We start from the raw sequence: 15,743 nt of genomic DNA, 5'->3' as shown, positions 1-15,743 counted from the left end.
CCTTGGCCCCGCAGCTAGCGCTCGACCCCGACGGGACGAACGTGCTGCCGTCGGGAAGAACCTCGATCAACACCGTCTTCGTGTGCGTCTTGGTCGAGTTGTTCGTGACCGTCGCACGGTAGGCGATGTACGTCGGCGCATCACCGCTCGACGGTGACACGGGATCGGGGGTGTCTGTGATGGTGACACACACTCCGTCCGGTGTGCAGACGTTGCTGTCGGCCGCGACGGGGCTGGCGACCGCCATCAGGGAGCCGAGAAGAAGGGCGAAACTCATGAACAGTCCGGCGGGACGAAGGGCCGGCGCAGTGGGAGTGGTATTCATGTCGGAAGATCTCCTGTCTCAAGATCTCGACCCGCACCCCCGACGCGCAACAGCGGAGACCTTGCTACGGGGACCATACTGCTGACTGCAGGATTCGTCCATCACTCATGGACCGTGTTGTCCGTCACTCAGGGGCCATGGTCGCTCGGAGAACCTCGCCCATCAGTTGTCCGATAATGCACATTATGTCAACTACCGTGCTTTTCCAACGGTGAGCAGGACGGCCGAGTCCTCCACCGCGTCGAGCGAATGTCTCGCGTCGGGGATCGTCATCAGGTCCCCCGGAGAGCCGTTCCACTGAACGTCGCCGACGATCAACGTGACGCGTCCGTGCAGCACCTGCAGCGTCGCGTCACCAGGATTCTCGTGCTCGTTCAACGTCGTGCCGGCGCGCATCGCGATCAGCGTCTGACGCAAGACGCGCTCGTGACCGCCATAGATGGTGTGGGCGCTGCGACCACTCGTTGCGGTGGAGGCCGCTTCCAGATGGTTTCGGACCAGCGCGTGTAGTGACTCCTTTTGCATGTTCGCACGCTACCGCGCCCGGGGTCCCTGGCGTCAGAGCTTGGCACCTGCTCAGCAGCGCCGACGAGAACTGGCGGACCTGGCAGGCAGACTGGCCTCGTGGAGGCATACCTGGCACGTGTGGTCACGTGGCCCTCCCCTGTCGACCTTCGCCGTTCGCTCTCCCCCACGCGCCGCGGACCCGGCGATCCGGCATTTCAGCTGAGCGGCGACGACATCTGGCGCACGACTCGCATGGCCACTGGGCCGGCGACCCTGCGACTACGCCAGACCGACAGGTTGCAGGTGGACGTGCGGGCCTGGGGCCCGGGAGCCAGGGAGGCGCTGGACAACTTCCACGCCACGCTACCCGAATGTACGTTCGAACCGCCCGAAGGCGCGCACCCAGCTGTCAGCGATGCGCACCGCCGTTTCCCCGGTCTGCGCCCCGTGGCCACCGGCCGAGTCGGCGAGGCGTTGATCCCGGCGATCATCGAGCAGAAGGTGCTTGGAGCAGACGCCTTCGCGGCCTGGCGGCGCCTGCTGATCCGATTTGGCGAACCCGCTCCGGGCCCCACTCCCCTCCCCCTGCGCGTCGTACCGACCGCCGACCAGTGGGCGGCCATTGCCTCGTGGGAGTGGCACCTGGCTGGCGTCGACCCTCAGCGGTACCGCACGGCTCAGGCTGCGGCCCACGTCCTCGACAGGATCGAGCAGGTCGCTGCGGCCGGTGACCGGCCGGCGACGTACCGCGCCCTCCGGTCGATCCCCGGAGTGGGTGCGTGGACTGCCGCCGAGGTCGGTGGTCGCGCGCTCGGAGACCCCGACGCGGTTCCGTGGGGCGACTACCACCTGGCCAACCTGGTCGGCGTCGGTCTGACCGGTGACCGGGTCACCCACGACGAGGTACCTGACCTCCTCGAGCCATATCGTCCGCACCGCGGCCACGTGGTGCGACTTCTGCAGCTGAGCCCTCTGGTACACGTGGAGCGCCGAGGACCGCGGAACTCGCGAGTGGATCACCGGCGGCGCTGAAGACCCCACACGATGCCTGCCAGGGCGACGACCGCGGCCAGGCCGCCAGCCACCACCCACCACGCTGGGGTCGTGTCCGGCGACACGCTGGCATCGCCGCCGTCGGACGCCGGTTTGTCGTCGTCAGCTGTGCCAGCGTCGTAACTGACACGGATGAGCGGCGAGCGCTTGCCCTCGCTCCCGATCAGGAACGACGTGCCGTCCGGTTCCATGGCGATGCTCTCGCCCTGCTCGACCGTCGGAACCGTGAGGACGCCGGTCTCGGTCCAGGTCTCAGGATCGAAGACGTGCACGGCGTCCCGGGTGCGGATCAACGCCTGTGACCCGTCGGCGATGAAGGCAGCATCAGAGACGTCCTCCGGCAACGCCCTACCCAGGTCGGCGGCGGGGTTCGCCTCACTCGTCGACAGCTCCTCTGGCAGTGCGTAGAGCGCTCCCTGCTTCTTCTTCTCCTTGCTGGCCAGGTACTTTGCCCCCGTCACCGGGTGAACCAGGAACCCCTCGATGTCGACTGGTCCGTCGGAGAAGGTCACGGGGTAGCGCTCTGCGGTCACCGAGTGGTCGCCGGGACCGGGCTCGTCGAAGGCATACAGGGCGACGTCATCTCGTTCCTTGTCGTTGTCTCCGAGGTCGGCCAGCCACATCGTGCCCTCGCCATCGATCGCGATCGACTCGGTGTCCGAGATCTCTCCGCCACCGACCGCGGTCGTGCCGACCACCCGTCCGGTCGACATGGCGATGGCATACACGATGGGCGCGCTGCCCCTGTCGTTGATCGTGTAGACGACGTCGTCATGGACGGCACTGACGGCGAGCCCACTGGACTCCTCGATGCGCGGGTCATCGATCTGACTGATCTCCTCAGCCTGCGGATCGGCAGCCAGCGCCGGGGCGGCCGGCGCCAACATGGGAGTCGCGAGAACGGCCGAGGCCAGCGCCAGTCGCACGGTCCATGTGGTCATGCATGCATGATCCCACTCACGATGGCTTCGCATACCGTGAATGGCTGACTCCATGCCGCCAGATATCTCCCGGAATGACGGTGCGTCGAGCCGAGACGGGCCAGGCGCTGTTCCAGAGCTATGACGGTGGGCTCACGCGAACAGGCTCGGGTCTCCGGCTCCCACGCGCACCACGTCAGCCGCCCCATCGCTGAGATCCACCACGGTGGTGGGTTCAGGGATGACCTCGACGCCGGACTCGATCACGGCATCGATGCGGCCGTCGAGCTCTTCGGCGATCTCCCACGCCTGGGTCATGACCCGCTCCCCCGGAGCCTCGGACGTGCCGGGCAGGATCAGCGTGGTCGACAGCAAGGGTTCGCCCAGCGTGGTGAGGAGCGCTTGGACGATCCGGTGATCGGGAATCCGGACGCCGACGGTCTTCTTCTTCTCCTGGAGCAGGCGGCGCGGCACCTCGCGGGTGCCGGGCAATATGAACGTGTAAGGGCCGGGAGTCGCCGCTTTGACGGCGCGGAACACAGAGTTGTCGACGTGCACGAACTGCCCGAGCTGGGAGAAGTCCTTGCACACCAGGGTGAAGTGGTGCTTGGCGTCGAGCTGTCGAATCGACCGGATTCGATCCAGTGCATCGGCATTTCCGATCTGCGCACCGAGCGCATATCCAGAGTCGGTCGGATACGCGATCAGACCGCCGCCGGCGATGATCTCGACGGCTTGGTCGACCGCACGTTGCTGGGGGTTGTCTGGGTGGATCTCGATGAATCGGGCCATAGCGGCAGGTTACGCGGAAAACCGGCCCGTCGGGCATGCCGAAGGGCCGCCCGCTGCTGCGAGACGGCCCTGCGACGTGTCAGCTACGTCAACTGAAGATGCTGTAACCACCAGGGCCGACGAGAGCGGCCACGACCAACAGGACGATGCCGATCAGGATGTCGCCACGCACCAGTCGCAAGATTCCGTAGATCGCGATCGCGACCGCGATGATCCACAGGATGAACGCCATGGTCTTTCCTCTCGTCATGGGCGACGGTCGCCGCCACCTGCCGACAGTACCCACTCCCACGGGATTCATGCATCGCGGACCCACGCAGAAAATCGTCGCTCGCCCTCCCGCATCACCCGGCGGTGCGCCACCGTGAAGATCGGCCTCAGCAGCCAGCTGGTGCGACGCATCCATGGCCGCACCGCCGACACCTGCCAGTCGATGAGCATCGCGGTGCGATCCGGCCCGACGTCTGCGAACGTGACGACCCCACGTCCGACCAGATCGCCTTCGGCCGCGAAGCGCATCTGGTCCGGCTCCTGGAGCACGAGGTCGAGCAGGCAGAAGCTCAGGTGGTAGCCGAAGTTGCTGCGAGCCCGCAGCGCCACCCGCCCAGGGACCGCCGTGACGACCCGCACGGAGGGCCACCAGATCATCGGGTCGTCTGACTCCACCAAAACCTCGACGTGTGGCCACAGCTCGCGGCGCCCGCACGGCACGTCCCACGTCGTCCTGAACCGAAAACCCGCGACCACTCCCCGACCCTAGTAGTCGGGCGTGTCGCTGCCGGATCCGGCGCGTGGGTCAGTCACGCTGGAGATGGCCCTACGAAGTATGAGCTCGTAGGGCCTTATGCATGCCGAGGCACTGATCCCGCGGTGCGCCGTAGCCACCACAGGCCGATGAAAGGCAGCACCAGCGGAACGAAGGCGTAGCCGCGACCGAAGTCCGACCACACCGTCTGATCCGGAAAGAGCCCACCATCGGCCACGGAAACGATTCCCACGGCGACCACCCCCGCGAGCTCAAAGCCAATCGTCACCAACGCCAGGCCGCGACGACCCGTGGCAAGGGCCCACGTGGCCACGACGTACACGACCCCCGCGAGAGCTGAGAGCGTGTACGCGACAGGAGCCTCGTCGGCCTTGGTGAGGAGCTGGGTGATCGATCGGGCCGAGGCCGCGAGCGCGAAGATGGCATAGACAGCCACCAGGACTCGGCCGAAGCCAGCTCCCGTGGCCCCCTCCGGGCTGGCCGGGTCAGACATAGGTTCCTGCCCAGATGCCGTGCAGCCGGGCAGCAAGCACCGCGACAGAGAGCAGCGCCACGGCCACGACACCTGTGCCCCACCGCGATTTCTCCGCAATCCCCCACAACACCGCTGCGGGAGGAATGACGGCCACCGTGATCAGGTACGACACGAACAACACACCGTCGACGTCACGGTCGGTGCGGGCCAGCGCGATCGACCCGCCGATCAGCACGGTGACGAGCCCGATCTCCAGCAGCGCCATGAGGTAGAACAGCGGATTGGAGAAGGGCGCGTCACGCGCCGTGTGCCATGCGGCGTATCCAGCCACTGCCAGCGACGCCAGGGCGACGCCCCATGCCACGGTCTCAGTCACGTCCGGCCCGTCGAGTCGTCGAGAATCTTGCGGACCGAGTCTTCCACGAACCGTCGCCACGTCGACCTCTGGCGAAACATGAAGTGTCCGGCGCCGGGGAGGGGCTCCCACGACACGTGGGTCGCAGCGGCACGGGATCTCTCGACGAAGTCGTGGCTTGCTCTCGGCGAGGTCCACCGATCGGCTGTGCCGTGCATGACGTGCAATGACTTGCCGGCGATCGCGTGATGGGGCTCTCCAGCGGGCAACCACGGCGCCAGGCCCACCACGCCGACCACGGCTGGGTCGTCAGCGACCCGGCAGGCGGTGCGTCCACCCATCGAGTGCCCCACCAGCACGATGGGAACCCCGGGCCGTTCCGCTCGGACTCGCTCCAACGTCTCGCGGGTGTCTCGAACCGGGGCGGGGTCATGCGAGCTGTTCCATCCGCGCAGGCGGTACTGCAGCAGGTCAAGGTCGAGGTTGTCCTCTGTGGCGAACCCCCGCAGTGAGCGAGCCATCAACGCCATCCGCCACCAGCTGGCGTGCTTGTTGCGCACCGGCTCGGTGTTGCGCTCCTGGCCGCCATGCAGCATCAGGAGCGACGCGCGCGGGGTCTCCAGACGCACGTAGGAGTCCAGCCGCACGTCGTTCACGGATCGATGGTTCCATTGCTGGGTCTTCGGCGCACGACGACCCGGTCAGCTGAAGGCGTTCTGGCCGGTCAGCGCCTGGCCCAGCACCAGCTGGTGCATCTCGGTGGTGCCTTCGTAGGTGAGCACGGACTCCAGGTTGTTCATGTGTCGGATCACCGGGTACTCCAGCGAGATCCCGTTCGCACCCAGGATGGTGCGGGAGGTACGGCAGATGTCGAGAGCCTCGCGGATGTTGTTCAGCTTTCCGAAGCTGACCTGCTCCGGGGTCAGCCCGACGGTGTCCTTGCGTCGGCCGAGGTGCAGCGCCAGCAACATCCCCTTGTGCAGCTCGACACACATGTCGGCCAGCTTGCCCTGGGTCAGCTGGAATCCGCCGATCGGCCGACCGAACTGCTCACGTGTCCTGGAGTACTCGATCGCGGTGTCCAGGCATGACCGAGCGGCACCCATGGCACCCCACACGATTCCGTAACGAGCCTCGGTGAGGCACGACAACGGGCCTCTCAGCCCTCGCACCTCCGGGAACATCGCGCTGGCCGGAACGCGACATCCGTCCAGCACGAGCTCGGCGGTGGCGGAGGCTCGCAAGGACATCTTGTGTTTGATCAGGTTGGCGGTGAAACCGGGGCAGTCAGTCGGTACTGCGAAGCCGCGGATCCCCTCGTCAGTCTGCGCCCAGATGACCGCGACGTCGGCGAACGTGCCGTTGCTGATCCACAGCTTGGTGCCGTCGATGACCCAGTCGTCGCCATCTCGGCGAGCCCTGGTGCGCATGTTCGCTGGGTCGGACCCGTGGTCCGGCTCGGTCAGACCGAAGCAACCCACCAGATCGCCCGACCCCATGCCGGGCAGCCAGCGCTGCTTCTCCTCCTCGGACGCCCATCTCCAGATCGCGTACATCGCCAGTGATCCCTGGACCGACACCATGGAGCGGATGCCGGAGTCGCAGGCTTCCAGCTCGACGCAGGCCAAGCCATACTCGACCGACGACATGCCCGGCAACGTGTAGCCCTCGAGGTGCATGCCGAGCAGACCCAATGAGCCGAACTCCTTCATCAGGGCCCGCGGGTCCTCGACCCCACCGTCCTCGAACCACCCAGCGATGTGAGGCTCCACGCGCTGCGTCAGCAACGAGCGGACCGACTCCCGCACGGCGATCTCGTCCGCCGTGAGCAGATCGTCGATAGCGAGCGGGTCAGCCGGATCGAATCCGGGGGTCTGAGGGTGCTGGGACGTCATGGCGGCACGCTATCTGACCTGGTTGGTCACCGCGATGGGCCTAGAATGAATCGAGTACCCCAGGTCACACCAAGCCGTGGCTCAGTCAGCTCCGAATGACTGTCAGACCATGGTTGAAAAACTTCACGAGAGGCGGTCCGATGGCTGAGCCAGCCAAGCTGCGCATCGTCGATCCCGAGATCCCGGAGACGGCTGATCTCAACACGTTGCTGACCCACGTGGCCCGCGGCGACGAAGCAGCCCTCGGCCAGCTGTACGACCTGATGGGCCCAGCCGTGTTCGGCCTCGCCCGTCGCATCATTCGTGATCCGTCCCGAGCAGAAGAAGTGACCCAGGAGGTGTTCGTGCAGGTCTGGCAGTCTGCCACCCGCTTCGACGCCTCGCGCGGCTCAGCCCGCTCGTGGCTGCTGACCCTGGCGCACCGGCGCACGGTCGACGCGGTCCGTCATGACCAAGCAGCCTCCAATCGCGAGCGCAAGTACGACTGGACCGGCGGCCCCGACTACGACGTCGTCGAGGAGACCGTGACGCTCGGACTCGAGCACGAGCAGGTCAGACGCTGTCTCGACGGACTCACCGACATCCAGCGCGAGGCCATCGTCCTGGCCTACTACCAAGGACACACCTACAGCGAGGTGGCCGAGATGCTCGGCGCCAACCAAGCCACCGTCAAGACCCGCATGCGCGACGGATTGATTCGTCTGCGCGACTGCATGGGAGTTGAATCATGACCATCGACCTGCACTCCTTCACGGCCCCCTACGCGCTCGACGCGTTGGACGAGCTGGAGAAGGCGCGCTTCGAGGCCCACCTGGAGACGTGTGGGGACTGTCGCGAGGAGCTGGCCGGCTTTTCCGCCACCACCGGACGCATCGGCGACTCGCTGCGAGAGACTCCCCCGCTGCTGCTGCGTGAGCGTCTGATGGCCGAGATCGCCACCACGCCCCAGCAGCGTCGGCTCACCGTCGACCAGCCCGGTCGGCTCCGCCGCGCGCTCCCCCGCGTGGCTGTCGCCGCCGCGCTGCTGGTGGGCGGCTTCGGCGCCGGTGGCTATGCCTTGGAGCACCAGCGTGCTCAGGAGCTCGACAGCGTCAACGTCGCCATGACGTCGATCCTCGGCGCAGAAGACGCCAGCACGGAAACCAAGACATTCGACAACGGCGGCACCGTGCGCATGGTCTCCTCGGCAAGCCAGGACTCAGCTCTCGTGGTGGCCAAGAACATTCCGGCGCCACCGGACGGCAAGGTCTACCAGGTGTGGATGATCGACGACGCCGGCCCGCGGTCAGAGGGCACCATGACCACCGAAGGCACCATGATCATGCGCAACATCGCAGGCGCGGACCTCATGGCGGTCACGATCGAGCCCGCCGGTGGGTCCAAGCAGCCGACCACCACACCGATCGCGACGATGGCGGTCTGACCGACCCGCCCACCTACTGGGCGAACGCCTCGATCGGCGGGCACGAGCACGCAAGATTGCGATCTCCGTACGCCTGGTCGATGCGGCCCACCGGCGGCCAGTACTTGTCGTCGATGCTTCCCGCGGGGAACAGACCCGTGGCCACGTCATACTGATGCGACCAGTCCAGCAGATCCCGCGTCGTGTGTGGTGCGTTGGCCAATGGATGGTCCACCGCATCGAAGGTGCCATCCTGCACCGCGTCGATCTCGGCACGGATGGCCAGCATCGCCTCGCAGAAACGATCGATCTCGGCCAGATCTTCGGACTCGGTCGGCTCGACCATCAAGGTGCCCGCGACGGGGAAGCTCATGGTCGGAGCGTGGAAGCCGTAGTCGATCAGCCGCTTGGCGACGTCGTCGATGCTGACGCCCGATGCCTTCGTCAATCCCCGCACATCCAAGATGCACTCGTGGGCCACCAGATCGTGATCGCCGGTGTACAACACGGGGAACGCTGAACCGACCCGCTTGGCGATGTAGTTGGCCGACAGCACGGCCACCGAGGTGGCGTCCGTGAGGCCCTGGGCGCCCATCATGGCGATGTAGGCGTACGGGATGGGCAGGATGCCCGCCGAGCCATACGGCGCCGCGCTGATGGCGCCGATGCCCTCGCGCTTGGACTCCACCGGGTGCATCGGATGCGTGGGCAGGAACGGCACGAGGTGCTCGGCCACCGCGACCGGGCCGACACCGGGACCGCCGCCGCCGTGAGGGATGCAGAATGTCTTGTGCAGGTTGAGGTGCGACACGTCGCCGCCGAACTCACCGGGCGCGGCGTGACCGAGCAGAGCGTTCAAATTGGCTCCGTCGACGTACACCTGGCCGCCGTGGGAGTGCACGATCTCGCACAGCTCGGTGATGCCGTGCTCGTACACACCGTGGGTCGAGGGATACGTGACCATGATCGCGGCGAGATCGTCGGCGTGGGCATCGCATTGTGCCCGCAGATCGTCGAGGTCGACCTCGCCCTGGTCGCTGGACTTCACGATGACGACCCGCATGCCCGCCATGACGGCCGAGGCCGCATTGGTGCCGTGCGCCGATGACGGGATCAAGCAGACGTCGCGGTGCTCGTCGCCCCGGCTGTGATGGTACGAACGAATGGCCAACAGACCTGCGAATTCGCCCTGCGAACCGGCATTGGGCTGGATCGACACGCCGGAGTATCCCGTCACCTCTGCCAACCACCGTTCCAGGGTCTCGACCAGCTCGATCATCCCGGCAGCGTCAGCGGCCGGGACGAACGGGTGCAGGTCGGCGAAGCCTGGATAGCTGATCGGCTCCATCTCGGCCGTGGCGTTGAGCTTCATGGTGCACGACCCCAAAGGGATCATGCCGCGGTCGAGCGCGTAGTCGCGGTCGCTGAGCTTGCGCAGGTAGCGCAGCATCTGGGTCTCGCTGCGGTGCTCGTGGAAGACCGGGTGGGTCAAGATCTCGTCCTCGCGCAGCAAGTCGCTCGGCAAGGAGTCGGGCACGTCGCCGGACGGAGCGTCGACATCGAAGGCGGCCCACACGCCGGCCAGATGCTCCTCAGTGGTGGCCTCGTGCGTCGAGATGCCGACATGATCAGCGTCGATCGCCCGCAGGTGGATGTCGTGAGCGCGCGCGGCGGCGATGACGTCGGCGGCGCGGCCGGGGACCTGGGCCACGATCGTGTCGAAGAAGTTCGTCTCGGGAACCGTCACTCCTCCCGCTCGCAGGCCCGCAGCCATCCTGATGGCCTGACCGTTGACGTGGGCCGCGATGCGACGCAGGCCCTCTGCCCCGTGGTAGACGGCGTACATCGAGGCAGCCACGGCCAGCAGCACCTGAGCGGTGCAGATGTTGGACGTCGCCTTCTCGCGGCGAATGTGCTGCTCGCGCGTCTGCAGAGCGAGCCGGTAGGCCGGCCGCCCGGCGCTGTCGACGGAGACACCCACGAGACGGCCGGGCAGATGACGCTCGAGACCGGCGCGCACCGACATGAATCCGGCGTGCGGTCCGCCGTAGAACATCGGCACACCAAAGCGCTGGCTGGAGCCCACCACCACGTCGGCACCCATCGAGCCCGGCGAGCTCAGGAGGACCAGGGCCAGCGGGTCGCTGACCACCACGGCGAGGCCGCCCCGGCCGTGAACGGCCTCGATGGCCGCACGCGGGTCGACAATCTGCCCGTCGCTGCGCGGATAGGCCACGATGACGCCGGCAGCGTCGACGTCTGGGACGCCTGAGCCGAGATCAGCTTCGTGCAGGTCGATACCCAGCGCGGCGGCTCTGGTGTGAGTGACAGCGAGGGTCTGGGGGTGCAGCCCGGCGTCGATGATGATCGGCAGGTCGTCCTTGCCCCGGGTGGCGCGACGAATCAGCGTCATGGCTTCAGCCACGGCGGTGCCCTCGTCCAGCAGGGACGAGTTGGCGGTTGGCAGTCCGGTGAGATCAGCGATCAGCGTCTGGAAGTTGAGCATCGCCTCCAGCCGTCCCTGCGAGATCTCGGGCTGGTACGGCGTGTACGCGGTGTACCAGGACGGGTCCTCCAGCACGTTCCGGCGGATCACCGCAGGAGTGATCGTCGGGTGGTACCCAAGACCGATCATCGAGACCCCGGGGTGATTGCGTCCGGCAAGATCCCGCATGAGGTCGAGGACCTCGGTCTCAGTGCGGGCGCTGGGCAGTCCAAGCGCCTTGGTGCTGCGGATCCCGGAAGGCACGGCAGCGGCCATCAGGTCGTCGAGGGAGTCGAAGCCGACGGTGCGCAGCATGGCGGCCTGGTCGGCGGCGCTCGGACCGATGTGACGGTCGACGAAGCGGTCACCAGGATGCAGCGAATGAGTGGTCATGGGGCAGGGACTCCCGGGATCGGTGATGTGCGGTGTCCCTCCCCTTCTGTCACGCCGCACAGGCCGCTTCAGAATCGCCTCGGTCGCGTGGTCCTGGTGCCTGAGAGGTTCCGGGGAGGAATTGCCCCTTCGGCGTCGCTGGGTGTGACTCAGAGGTTGCGAGCTCTCCCACGCGCGTTCGACAGCGTGGTCAGCCTAGCAACACCCGATCCATCAGGCGCCGGCAGCGCGAGCGCGTCGACGAGCCGCGAGCTCGTCGGTGGCATCCGACGAGCTGTCGGGAGCCGTGCGCTCGCTCGGGAGCTCGTGCAACGATCCCTCGATCTCTTTCCAGACACCGCCGACGGCGATGCCGAAGACACCCTGGCCACCCTGCAGCAGGTCAATGATCTCATCGGCCGAGCGGCACTCGTAGACACTGGCGCCGTCGCTCATGAGCGTGACCTGGGTGAGGTCGTCGGTGCCCCGCACCCGCAGGTGGTCGATCGCGATGCGAATCTGCTGCAGCGAGACCCCCGCATCGAGCAGGCGCTTGATGATCTTGAGCAGCAAGATGTCCTTGAAGGAGTACAGCCGCTGCGTGCCCGAGCCAGTGGCGGAACGCACCGTGGGCTCGACCAGCTGGGTGCGGGCCCAGTAGTCGAGCTGGCGGTAGGTGATGCCGGCCGCGGCGCAAGCCGTGGGGCCGCGGTAACCAGCGTTCTCCGACAGCGGCGACACGTCGTCGTTGAACAGCAGACCTTGGTCGCCGGCCTGGGCGACGGCGTCCGTCGTGTCGACGGAGGGATCGGGCAACTCGTTCATGACTGGCCTTCCAGAACTGTCGTTGAGGGGAAGACTACCGCGTCGAAACTACATCCATGTGCGCTGGCAGCACTCTCAAGGTAAGGGTGAGAGTTGGTCCGGTCAACGACATCAGGCGTGTCCGGCGTGTCGAAAAGTCTGAACCTTCGAGTCAGAGTTCAGTTTCACCGGATCGGTCGACGGTGTCGATCTCGACCGCAGAGCTCACTCCGCTGAACCAAATTCGTCGGGGACCACGTGATCGAGGAACTCACGGAACTTCTCGATCTCCTCGTCCTCGTCGCGACTGGCCTCGATGCCAGCGACGTCCAGAACGTCCTCGGTGCACACGATCCGGGCGCCGGACCGCAAGGCCAACGCAATTGAGTCCGAGGGCCGGGCATCGACCTCGGCTCCGGACTCGAAGTGCAGCAGTGCGTGGAAGACCCCGTCGTTGACCTCGGTGATACGCACCTCGTCCAGCTCGTCCCCGAGGGCCTCGACGATGGCCTGCATCAATTCGTGGGTCAGCGGACGAGGCATCGACGACCCCTGCTGTGCGTAGGCGATGGCCGATGCCTCGACTGCGCCGATCCAGATGGGCAGGTAGCGGTTGCCCTCGGTCTCGCGCAGCAGCACCAACGGCTGATTGGTGGGTCGCTCGACCCGGACCCCCACCACCTCGACCTCGCGCACATCAGCCTCGCAGGTGGCGGCGCACGAGCACGGTGTGCAGCGCCACCGACAACGATGCGAGGGAGGCCACAGCGTGTTCGCTGGCCTCGCGGTCCTGGGTGCGGGCACGCGGCGTGACCACCTGGTCAAACAGCGCCACCTCCCGATCGGCAGCGGCGACGAACATGCGCAGATGGCGCGGCTCGAGCCCGAGCTCGGCGAACCGGCCGACCAGCGAGGCCACGTGCAGATCGTCTCCGTCGTAGAACGAGGCGGCGCTGCGCCGCCGGATCAGGGCGAACTCCTCGATCTCGGCAAGCGTCTCCACGGAGATGTCGGCCGAAGCGATCAGCTCCTCACGGGTCAGGCGCACCTGGCTGCGCTGGCCACCGAAGGTCTGCGGCGTGGGCAGGTTGTCCTCGGCCAGCGCCAGCTCGGGCACCCGCACACCGGGCACCTCGGTGTCCGGCACGTGGCCGTTGTCCATGTCGTCGAGGACCTGGCGGATGTGGTTGAGGGGCCAGAAGCGGTCGCGCTGCTGTCGCAGGATGAATCGCAGCCGCTCCACGTCAGCGTAGGAGAATTTGCGGTAGCCCGACGCCGTGCGTTCGGGATCGAGCAGGCCCTCGCGCTCGAGGTACCTGATCTTGGTGATGGACAGATCGGGGAACTCCGGCTGGAGCTCGTCGAGCACCTTGCCGATGCCGAGCCTGGAAAGCTCGGGCACCGGCTGGGTCATGACTCGACCTTGGTCGCGCCGGCGAAGTAGATCAGGCGGTACTTGCCGATCTGCACCTCGTCGCCGCCGGCCAGGGCGACCTCGCCGTCGATGCGGTCGCGATTCACGTACGTCCCGTTGAGGCTGCCGAGGTCGGTGACGCTGTAGGCGGTCTCGCCGCGGTTGAAGGTGGCGTGCCGGCGCGACACGCTGATGTCGTCCAGGAAGATGTCGCTGGTGGGGTGCCGGCCCACCGTGACCGCGTCGCTGTCCAGCAGAAAGCGAGCGCCGGCGTCGGGGCCCCGCTGCACCAGCAGCATGGCGCTGCCAGCTGGGAGGTTCTCGACGGCCGACACGTCCGCGGAGGTCATCTCTTCGGTGTCGGCGTCCAGCGCCGGAATGTGTCCGGTGTGCTCGACGCCTTCAGCCGACCAGCTGTCCGACATGGGCTCTCAACTCCTGCTCTGACTGATTCGCGGCTCGACGTGGCTCGTCCCCGGGGCTTCGCCTCGACACCAACCTAGCACCGCTCGGCTCACCCGGATCGGGCTCAGGACGAGGTGAGTGCGGTGTACGCCTCGGCCGACATCAACGCCGCCGTGAAGTCCTCGTCCAGAGCCCGGACCTTGATCAGCCAGCCCTCTCCGTACGGGTCTGTGTTGATGACCTCGGGGGCACCATCGAGGCTCTCGTTGCGGGCCAAGATCTCGCCAGAGATCGGGGAGAACACGTCGCTGACGGACTTGGTGGACTCCAGCTCACCGATGACCGATCCGGCCTCGACCGACTCACCCGCTGCCGGGAGCTGCACGTAGACGATGTCGCCGAGCGCCTCCTGGGCGTAGTCCGTGATGCCGATGATGGCGATCTCGTCCTCGACGCGCACCCACTCGTGCTCCTCGCTGTAGAACAGGTCCTCAGGAATCACCGGGTTCTCCTCGTCGTTCAGGTCGTGTGGTGCGGGTCGGGCTCAGGAATCGGGACGAGCGTACTCCGGCGGCCGGACGTCGGCGAGCGCGGTGATGGCGACCGCCGCCTTGCGCGCGACCGACACCTCTCCCCCGCGTCGCTCGATGGAGTCGACCAATCCGCCAGGGATCTGGGTGGCGGTGGCCATCGTCTCGGTGTCGCCGATGGCCTCGATGACGTACGGCGGCTTGACGTCCCGGCCGCCGATACGGATGGATTCGCCGGTGTCGATGAAGTAGGTCTGCCCCACGACCCGGACGGTGCCGTTGATCGCGATCGCCTCGGCCCCGGCGTTGCGCAGCTCCTCGATCGCGTCCAGGAGTGCTCCGGCGTCGACGCCGCCCTCGGGATCCGACACCGTCACCACGACTCCGGGTCCGGTGGCTGGTGCGGTGCCCGCGAGGATGGCCAGCGCATCGGCCTGGGCCCGCGCCTGGTCCTGCGCGGCCTGTGACCGCTTGGAGGAGTCGAGCAGGTCGTCACGGGTGCTGGTGAGATCGGTGATCTGTCGATCGAGACGCTGGTTGGCCGCGTCCAAGGACTTGAGCAGCTCGACGAGATCCTCGCTGCGAGCGTTCTGGAAGTCGTCGGCGGGCTCGTCGCGCACCAGCACGGTGATGGCCATGGCCAGCACACCGATCAGGACCGCGACCAGCAGCTGGGACAGTCGGCGGCGGTCACGCATGGAAGATCCGGCGGCGGATGGCGGCGGCGTTCGCGAAGATGCGGATGCCGAGCACCACGACCACACCGGTGGACAGTTGCGAGCCGACCCCCAGCTGATCGCCGAGGAACACCATGAAGCCGGCGATCAGGACATTGGAGATGAACGACACCACGAACACGCGGTCGTTGAAACGACGCTCGCCCAGCGCCCGCATCGCGCCGACGACGGCGTCGAGGGCCGCGATCACGGCGATCGGAAGGTAGGGCTGCAGCGCCACCGGTACGGTCGGCTGCAGCAGCAGGCCGATCGTGACGCCCACCACCACGCCCAGCACCGGGATCATGCGTCGTCCCTCTCGGTCTCGGCGTGCAGCAGCTGGCGCCGCTTCTCGCTGATGGCGGCCAGCCGGTGCATGGCGACCGATCTGACATCGAAGGTCAGGCCGGTCGAGTCGGCGCGGGCCTGCCAGTCCCGCCCGAGCCGGCTGCCGATCAAGCGGTCGCTGAGCCCATCGGCGTCGCCGATGGCTCGGATCGTGTACGGCGGGTCGATCGACACGTAGT

At 66.9% G+C, this 15,743-nt stretch carries 22 protein-coding genes and 1 riboswitch; of the genes, 3 read left to right on the top strand and 19 right to left on the bottom strand.

The window, feature by feature from the left end; genetic code table 11:
* Window positions 1-325, bottom strand: a 325-nt coding sequence (locus WB508_RS10430) for a hypothetical protein (protein ID WP_423844820.1), incomplete at its 3' end; no start/stop codon positions are given.
* A 192-nt stretch (window positions 326-517) separates the two neighbouring features.
* A complete protein-coding gene (locus tag WB508_RS10425) occupies window positions 518-850 on the bottom strand; it encodes a cupin domain-containing protein (protein ID WP_423844819.1) in 333 nt (110 codons plus the stop codon).
* 99 nt (window positions 851-949) lie between these two features.
* Here WB508_RS10425 and WB508_RS10420 point away from each other — a divergent pair, with 99 nt between their 5' ends.
* A complete protein-coding gene (locus tag WB508_RS10420; RefSeq protein WP_423844818.1) occupies window positions 950-1,864 on the top strand; it encodes a DNA-3-methyladenine glycosylase family protein in 915 nt (304 codons plus the stop codon).
* Here the strand turns inward: WB508_RS10420 and WB508_RS10415 are convergent.
* The 8 genes from WB508_RS10415 to WB508_RS10380 form a co-directional block, all read right to left on the bottom strand.
* Window positions 1,849-2,826 carry a hypothetical protein gene (locus tag WB508_RS10415; RefSeq protein ID WP_423844817.1) on the bottom strand — a complete coding sequence of 326 codons (978 nt, stop codon included), beginning with the start codon at window positions 2,824-2,826 and terminating at the stop codon, window positions 1,849-1,851. The genes WB508_RS10420 and WB508_RS10415 overlap by 16 nt on opposite strands.
* 132 nt (window positions 2,827-2,958) lie before the next feature.
* On the bottom strand, window positions 2,959-3,597 hold the full coding sequence (locus WB508_RS10410; RefSeq protein WP_423844816.1) for an L-threonylcarbamoyladenylate synthase: 639 nt from the start codon (window positions 3,595-3,597) through the stop codon (window positions 2,959-2,961).
* 88 nt (window positions 3,598-3,685) lie between these two features.
* A complete protein-coding gene (locus WB508_RS10405; RefSeq protein WP_423844815.1) occupies window positions 3,686-3,829 on the bottom strand; it encodes a GPGG-motif small membrane protein in 144 nt (47 codons plus the stop codon).
* A 65-nt stretch (window positions 3,830-3,894) separates the two neighbouring features.
* Complete coding sequence (locus WB508_RS10400; RefSeq protein ID WP_423844814.1) at window positions 3,895-4,245, bottom strand: hypothetical protein; 351 nt, start codon at window positions 4,243-4,245, stop codon at window positions 3,895-3,897.
* Window positions 4,246-4,439: 194 nt separating this feature from the next.
* On the bottom strand, window positions 4,440-4,856 hold the full coding sequence (locus tag WB508_RS10395; protein WP_423844813.1) for a hypothetical protein: 417 nt from the start codon (window positions 4,854-4,856) through the stop codon (window positions 4,440-4,442).
* Complete coding sequence (locus WB508_RS10390; RefSeq protein WP_423844812.1) at window positions 4,849-5,214, bottom strand: hypothetical protein; 366 nt, start codon at window positions 5,212-5,214, stop codon at window positions 4,849-4,851. Before WB508_RS10390 ends, WB508_RS10395 begins: the two co-directional genes overlap by 8 nt.
* Entirely contained in the window at window positions 5,211-5,849 is a 639-nt protein-coding gene (locus WB508_RS10385; RefSeq protein ID WP_423844811.1) for an alpha/beta hydrolase, read from the bottom strand. Before WB508_RS10385 ends, WB508_RS10390 begins: the two co-directional genes overlap by 4 nt.
* Before the next feature lie 45 nt (window positions 5,850-5,894).
* Entirely contained in the window at window positions 5,895-7,088 is a 1,194-nt protein-coding gene (locus tag WB508_RS10380) for an acyl-CoA dehydrogenase family protein (RefSeq protein ID WP_423844810.1), read from the bottom strand.
* 140 nt (window positions 7,089-7,228) lie between these two features.
* Here WB508_RS10380 and sigK point away from each other — a divergent pair, with 140 nt between their 5' ends.
* Together sigK and WB508_RS10370 are read left to right on the top strand one after the other, a co-directional pair.
* Window positions 7,229-7,819 carry an ECF RNA polymerase sigma factor SigK gene (gene sigK, locus WB508_RS10375; RefSeq protein ID WP_423844809.1) on the top strand — a complete coding sequence of 197 codons (591 nt, stop codon included), beginning with the start codon at window positions 7,229-7,231 and terminating at the stop codon, window positions 7,817-7,819.
* Window positions 7,816-8,511: an anti-sigma factor gene (locus WB508_RS10370; protein WP_423844808.1), complete on the top strand. Its 696-nt coding sequence runs from the start codon at window positions 7,816-7,818 to the stop codon at window positions 8,509-8,511. Before sigK ends, WB508_RS10370 begins: the two co-directional genes overlap by 4 nt.
* 13 nt (window positions 8,512-8,524) lie before the next feature.
* On the opposite strand, the gene gcvP is transcribed toward WB508_RS10370, so the two are convergent.
* From gcvP to WB508_RS10325, 9 genes are all read right to left on the bottom strand, one after another.
* Window positions 8,525-11,368, bottom strand: coding sequence for an aminomethyl-transferring glycine dehydrogenase (gene gcvP, locus WB508_RS10365; protein WP_423844807.1), 2,844 nt, complete (start codon window positions 11,366-11,368; stop codon window positions 8,525-8,527).
* Window positions 11,369-11,446: 78 nt separating this feature from the next.
* Window positions 11,447-11,549, bottom strand: a riboswitch (glycine riboswitch).
* A gap of 32 nt (window positions 11,550-11,581) precedes the next feature.
* Window positions 11,582-12,172 (bottom strand): MerR family transcriptional regulator, encoded by a 591-nt coding sequence (locus tag WB508_RS10360; RefSeq protein WP_423844806.1) that lies wholly within the window; start codon window positions 12,170-12,172, stop codon window positions 11,582-11,584.
* A 204-nt stretch (window positions 12,173-12,376) separates the two neighbouring features.
* Entirely contained in the window at window positions 12,377-12,847 is a 471-nt protein-coding gene (locus tag WB508_RS10355; protein ID WP_423844805.1) for a bifunctional nuclease family protein, read from the bottom strand.
* 1 nt (window position 12,848) lies between these two features.
* Window positions 12,849-13,565, bottom strand: a complete 717-nt coding sequence (locus WB508_RS10350) for a MerR family transcriptional regulator (RefSeq protein ID WP_423844804.1) — start codon at window positions 13,563-13,565, stop codon at window positions 12,849-12,851.
* Complete coding sequence (locus WB508_RS10345) at window positions 13,562-13,990, bottom strand: FHA domain-containing protein (protein WP_423844803.1); 429 nt, start codon at window positions 13,988-13,990, stop codon at window positions 13,562-13,564. Before WB508_RS10345 ends, WB508_RS10350 begins: the two co-directional genes overlap by 4 nt.
* A 104-nt stretch (window positions 13,991-14,094) precedes the next feature.
* Window positions 14,095-14,472, bottom strand: coding sequence for a glycine cleavage system protein GcvH (gene gcvH / locus WB508_RS10340; RefSeq protein ID WP_423844802.1), 378 nt, complete (start codon window positions 14,470-14,472; stop codon window positions 14,095-14,097).
* 42 nt (window positions 14,473-14,514) lie between these two features.
* Window positions 14,515-15,198, bottom strand: coding sequence for a DUF881 domain-containing protein (locus tag WB508_RS10335; protein WP_423844801.1), 684 nt, complete (start codon window positions 15,196-15,198; stop codon window positions 14,515-14,517).
* Window positions 15,191-15,523, bottom strand: coding sequence for a small basic family protein (locus WB508_RS10330; RefSeq protein WP_423844800.1), 333 nt, complete (start codon window positions 15,521-15,523; stop codon window positions 15,191-15,193). The genes WB508_RS10335 and WB508_RS10330 overlap by 8 nt, the downstream gene beginning before the upstream one ends.
* Window positions 15,520-15,743 (bottom strand): DUF881 domain-containing protein (locus WB508_RS10325; RefSeq protein WP_423844799.1); only part of this gene is annotated, 224 nt, incomplete at its 5' end. The genes WB508_RS10325 and WB508_RS10330, both read right to left, overlap by 4 nt.

The sequence above is a fragment of the Aeromicrobium sp. genome, from assembly GCF_049586495.1.
Classification (GTDB): Bacteria; Actinomycetota; Actinomycetes; order Propionibacteriales; family Nocardioidaceae; genus Aeromicrobium.
The sequence above is the reverse complement of the archived record's forward strand: the minus strand, read 5'-3'. Positions and strand labels throughout refer to the sequence as shown.

Excerpts from the sequence above, each read along its gene's own strand:
- WB508_RS10415 (WP_423844817.1), bottom strand. The coding sequence starts at position 2,826 with ATGACCACATGGACCGTGCGACTGGCGCTGGCCTCGGCCGTTCTCGCG.
- WB508_RS10380 (WP_423844810.1), bottom strand. The coding sequence starts at position 7,088 with ATGACGTCCCAGCACCCTCAGACCCCCGGATTCGATCCGGCTGACCCG.
- WB508_RS10335 (WP_423844801.1), bottom strand. The coding sequence starts at position 15,198 with ATGCGTGACCGCCGCCGACTGTCCCAGCTGCTGGTCGCGGTCCTGATC.
- WB508_RS10330 (WP_423844800.1), bottom strand. The coding sequence starts at position 15,523 with ATGATCCCGGTGCTGGGCGTGGTGGTGGGCGTCACGATCGGCCTGCTG.
- WB508_RS10400 (WP_423844814.1), bottom strand. The coding sequence starts at position 4,245 with ATGATCTGGTGGCCCTCCGTGCGGGTCGTCACGGCGGTCCCTGGGCGG.
- WB508_RS10425 (WP_423844819.1), bottom strand. The coding sequence starts at position 850 with ATGCAAAAGGAGTCACTACACGCGCTGGTCCGAAACCATCTGGAAGCG.
- WB508_RS10360 (WP_423844806.1), bottom strand. The coding sequence starts at position 12,172 with ATGAACGAGTTGCCCGATCCCTCCGTCGACACGACGGACGCCGTCGCC.
- WB508_RS10370 (WP_423844808.1), top strand. The coding sequence starts at position 7,816 with ATGACCATCGACCTGCACTCCTTCACGGCCCCCTACGCGCTCGACGCG.
- WB508_RS10350 (WP_423844804.1), bottom strand. The coding sequence starts at position 13,565 with ATGACCCAGCCGGTGCCCGAGCTTTCCAGGCTCGGCATCGGCAAGGTG.
- sigK (WP_423844809.1), top strand. The coding sequence starts at position 7,229 with ATGGCTGAGCCAGCCAAGCTGCGCATCGTCGATCCCGAGATCCCGGAG.
- WB508_RS10345 (WP_423844803.1), bottom strand. The coding sequence starts at position 13,990 with ATGTCGGACAGCTGGTCGGCTGAAGGCGTCGAGCACACCGGACACATT.
- gcvP (WP_423844807.1), bottom strand. The coding sequence starts at position 11,368 with ATGACCACTCATTCGCTGCATCCTGGTGACCGCTTCGTCGACCGTCAC.
- WB508_RS10405 (WP_423844815.1), bottom strand. The coding sequence starts at position 3,829 with ATGGCGTTCATCCTGTGGATCATCGCGGTCGCGATCGCGATCTACGGA.
- WB508_RS10410 (WP_423844816.1), bottom strand. The coding sequence starts at position 3,597 with ATGGCCCGATTCATCGAGATCCACCCAGACAACCCCCAGCAACGTGCG.
- WB508_RS10395 (WP_423844813.1), bottom strand. The coding sequence starts at position 4,856 with ATGTCTGACCCGGCCAGCCCGGAGGGGGCCACGGGAGCTGGCTTCGGC.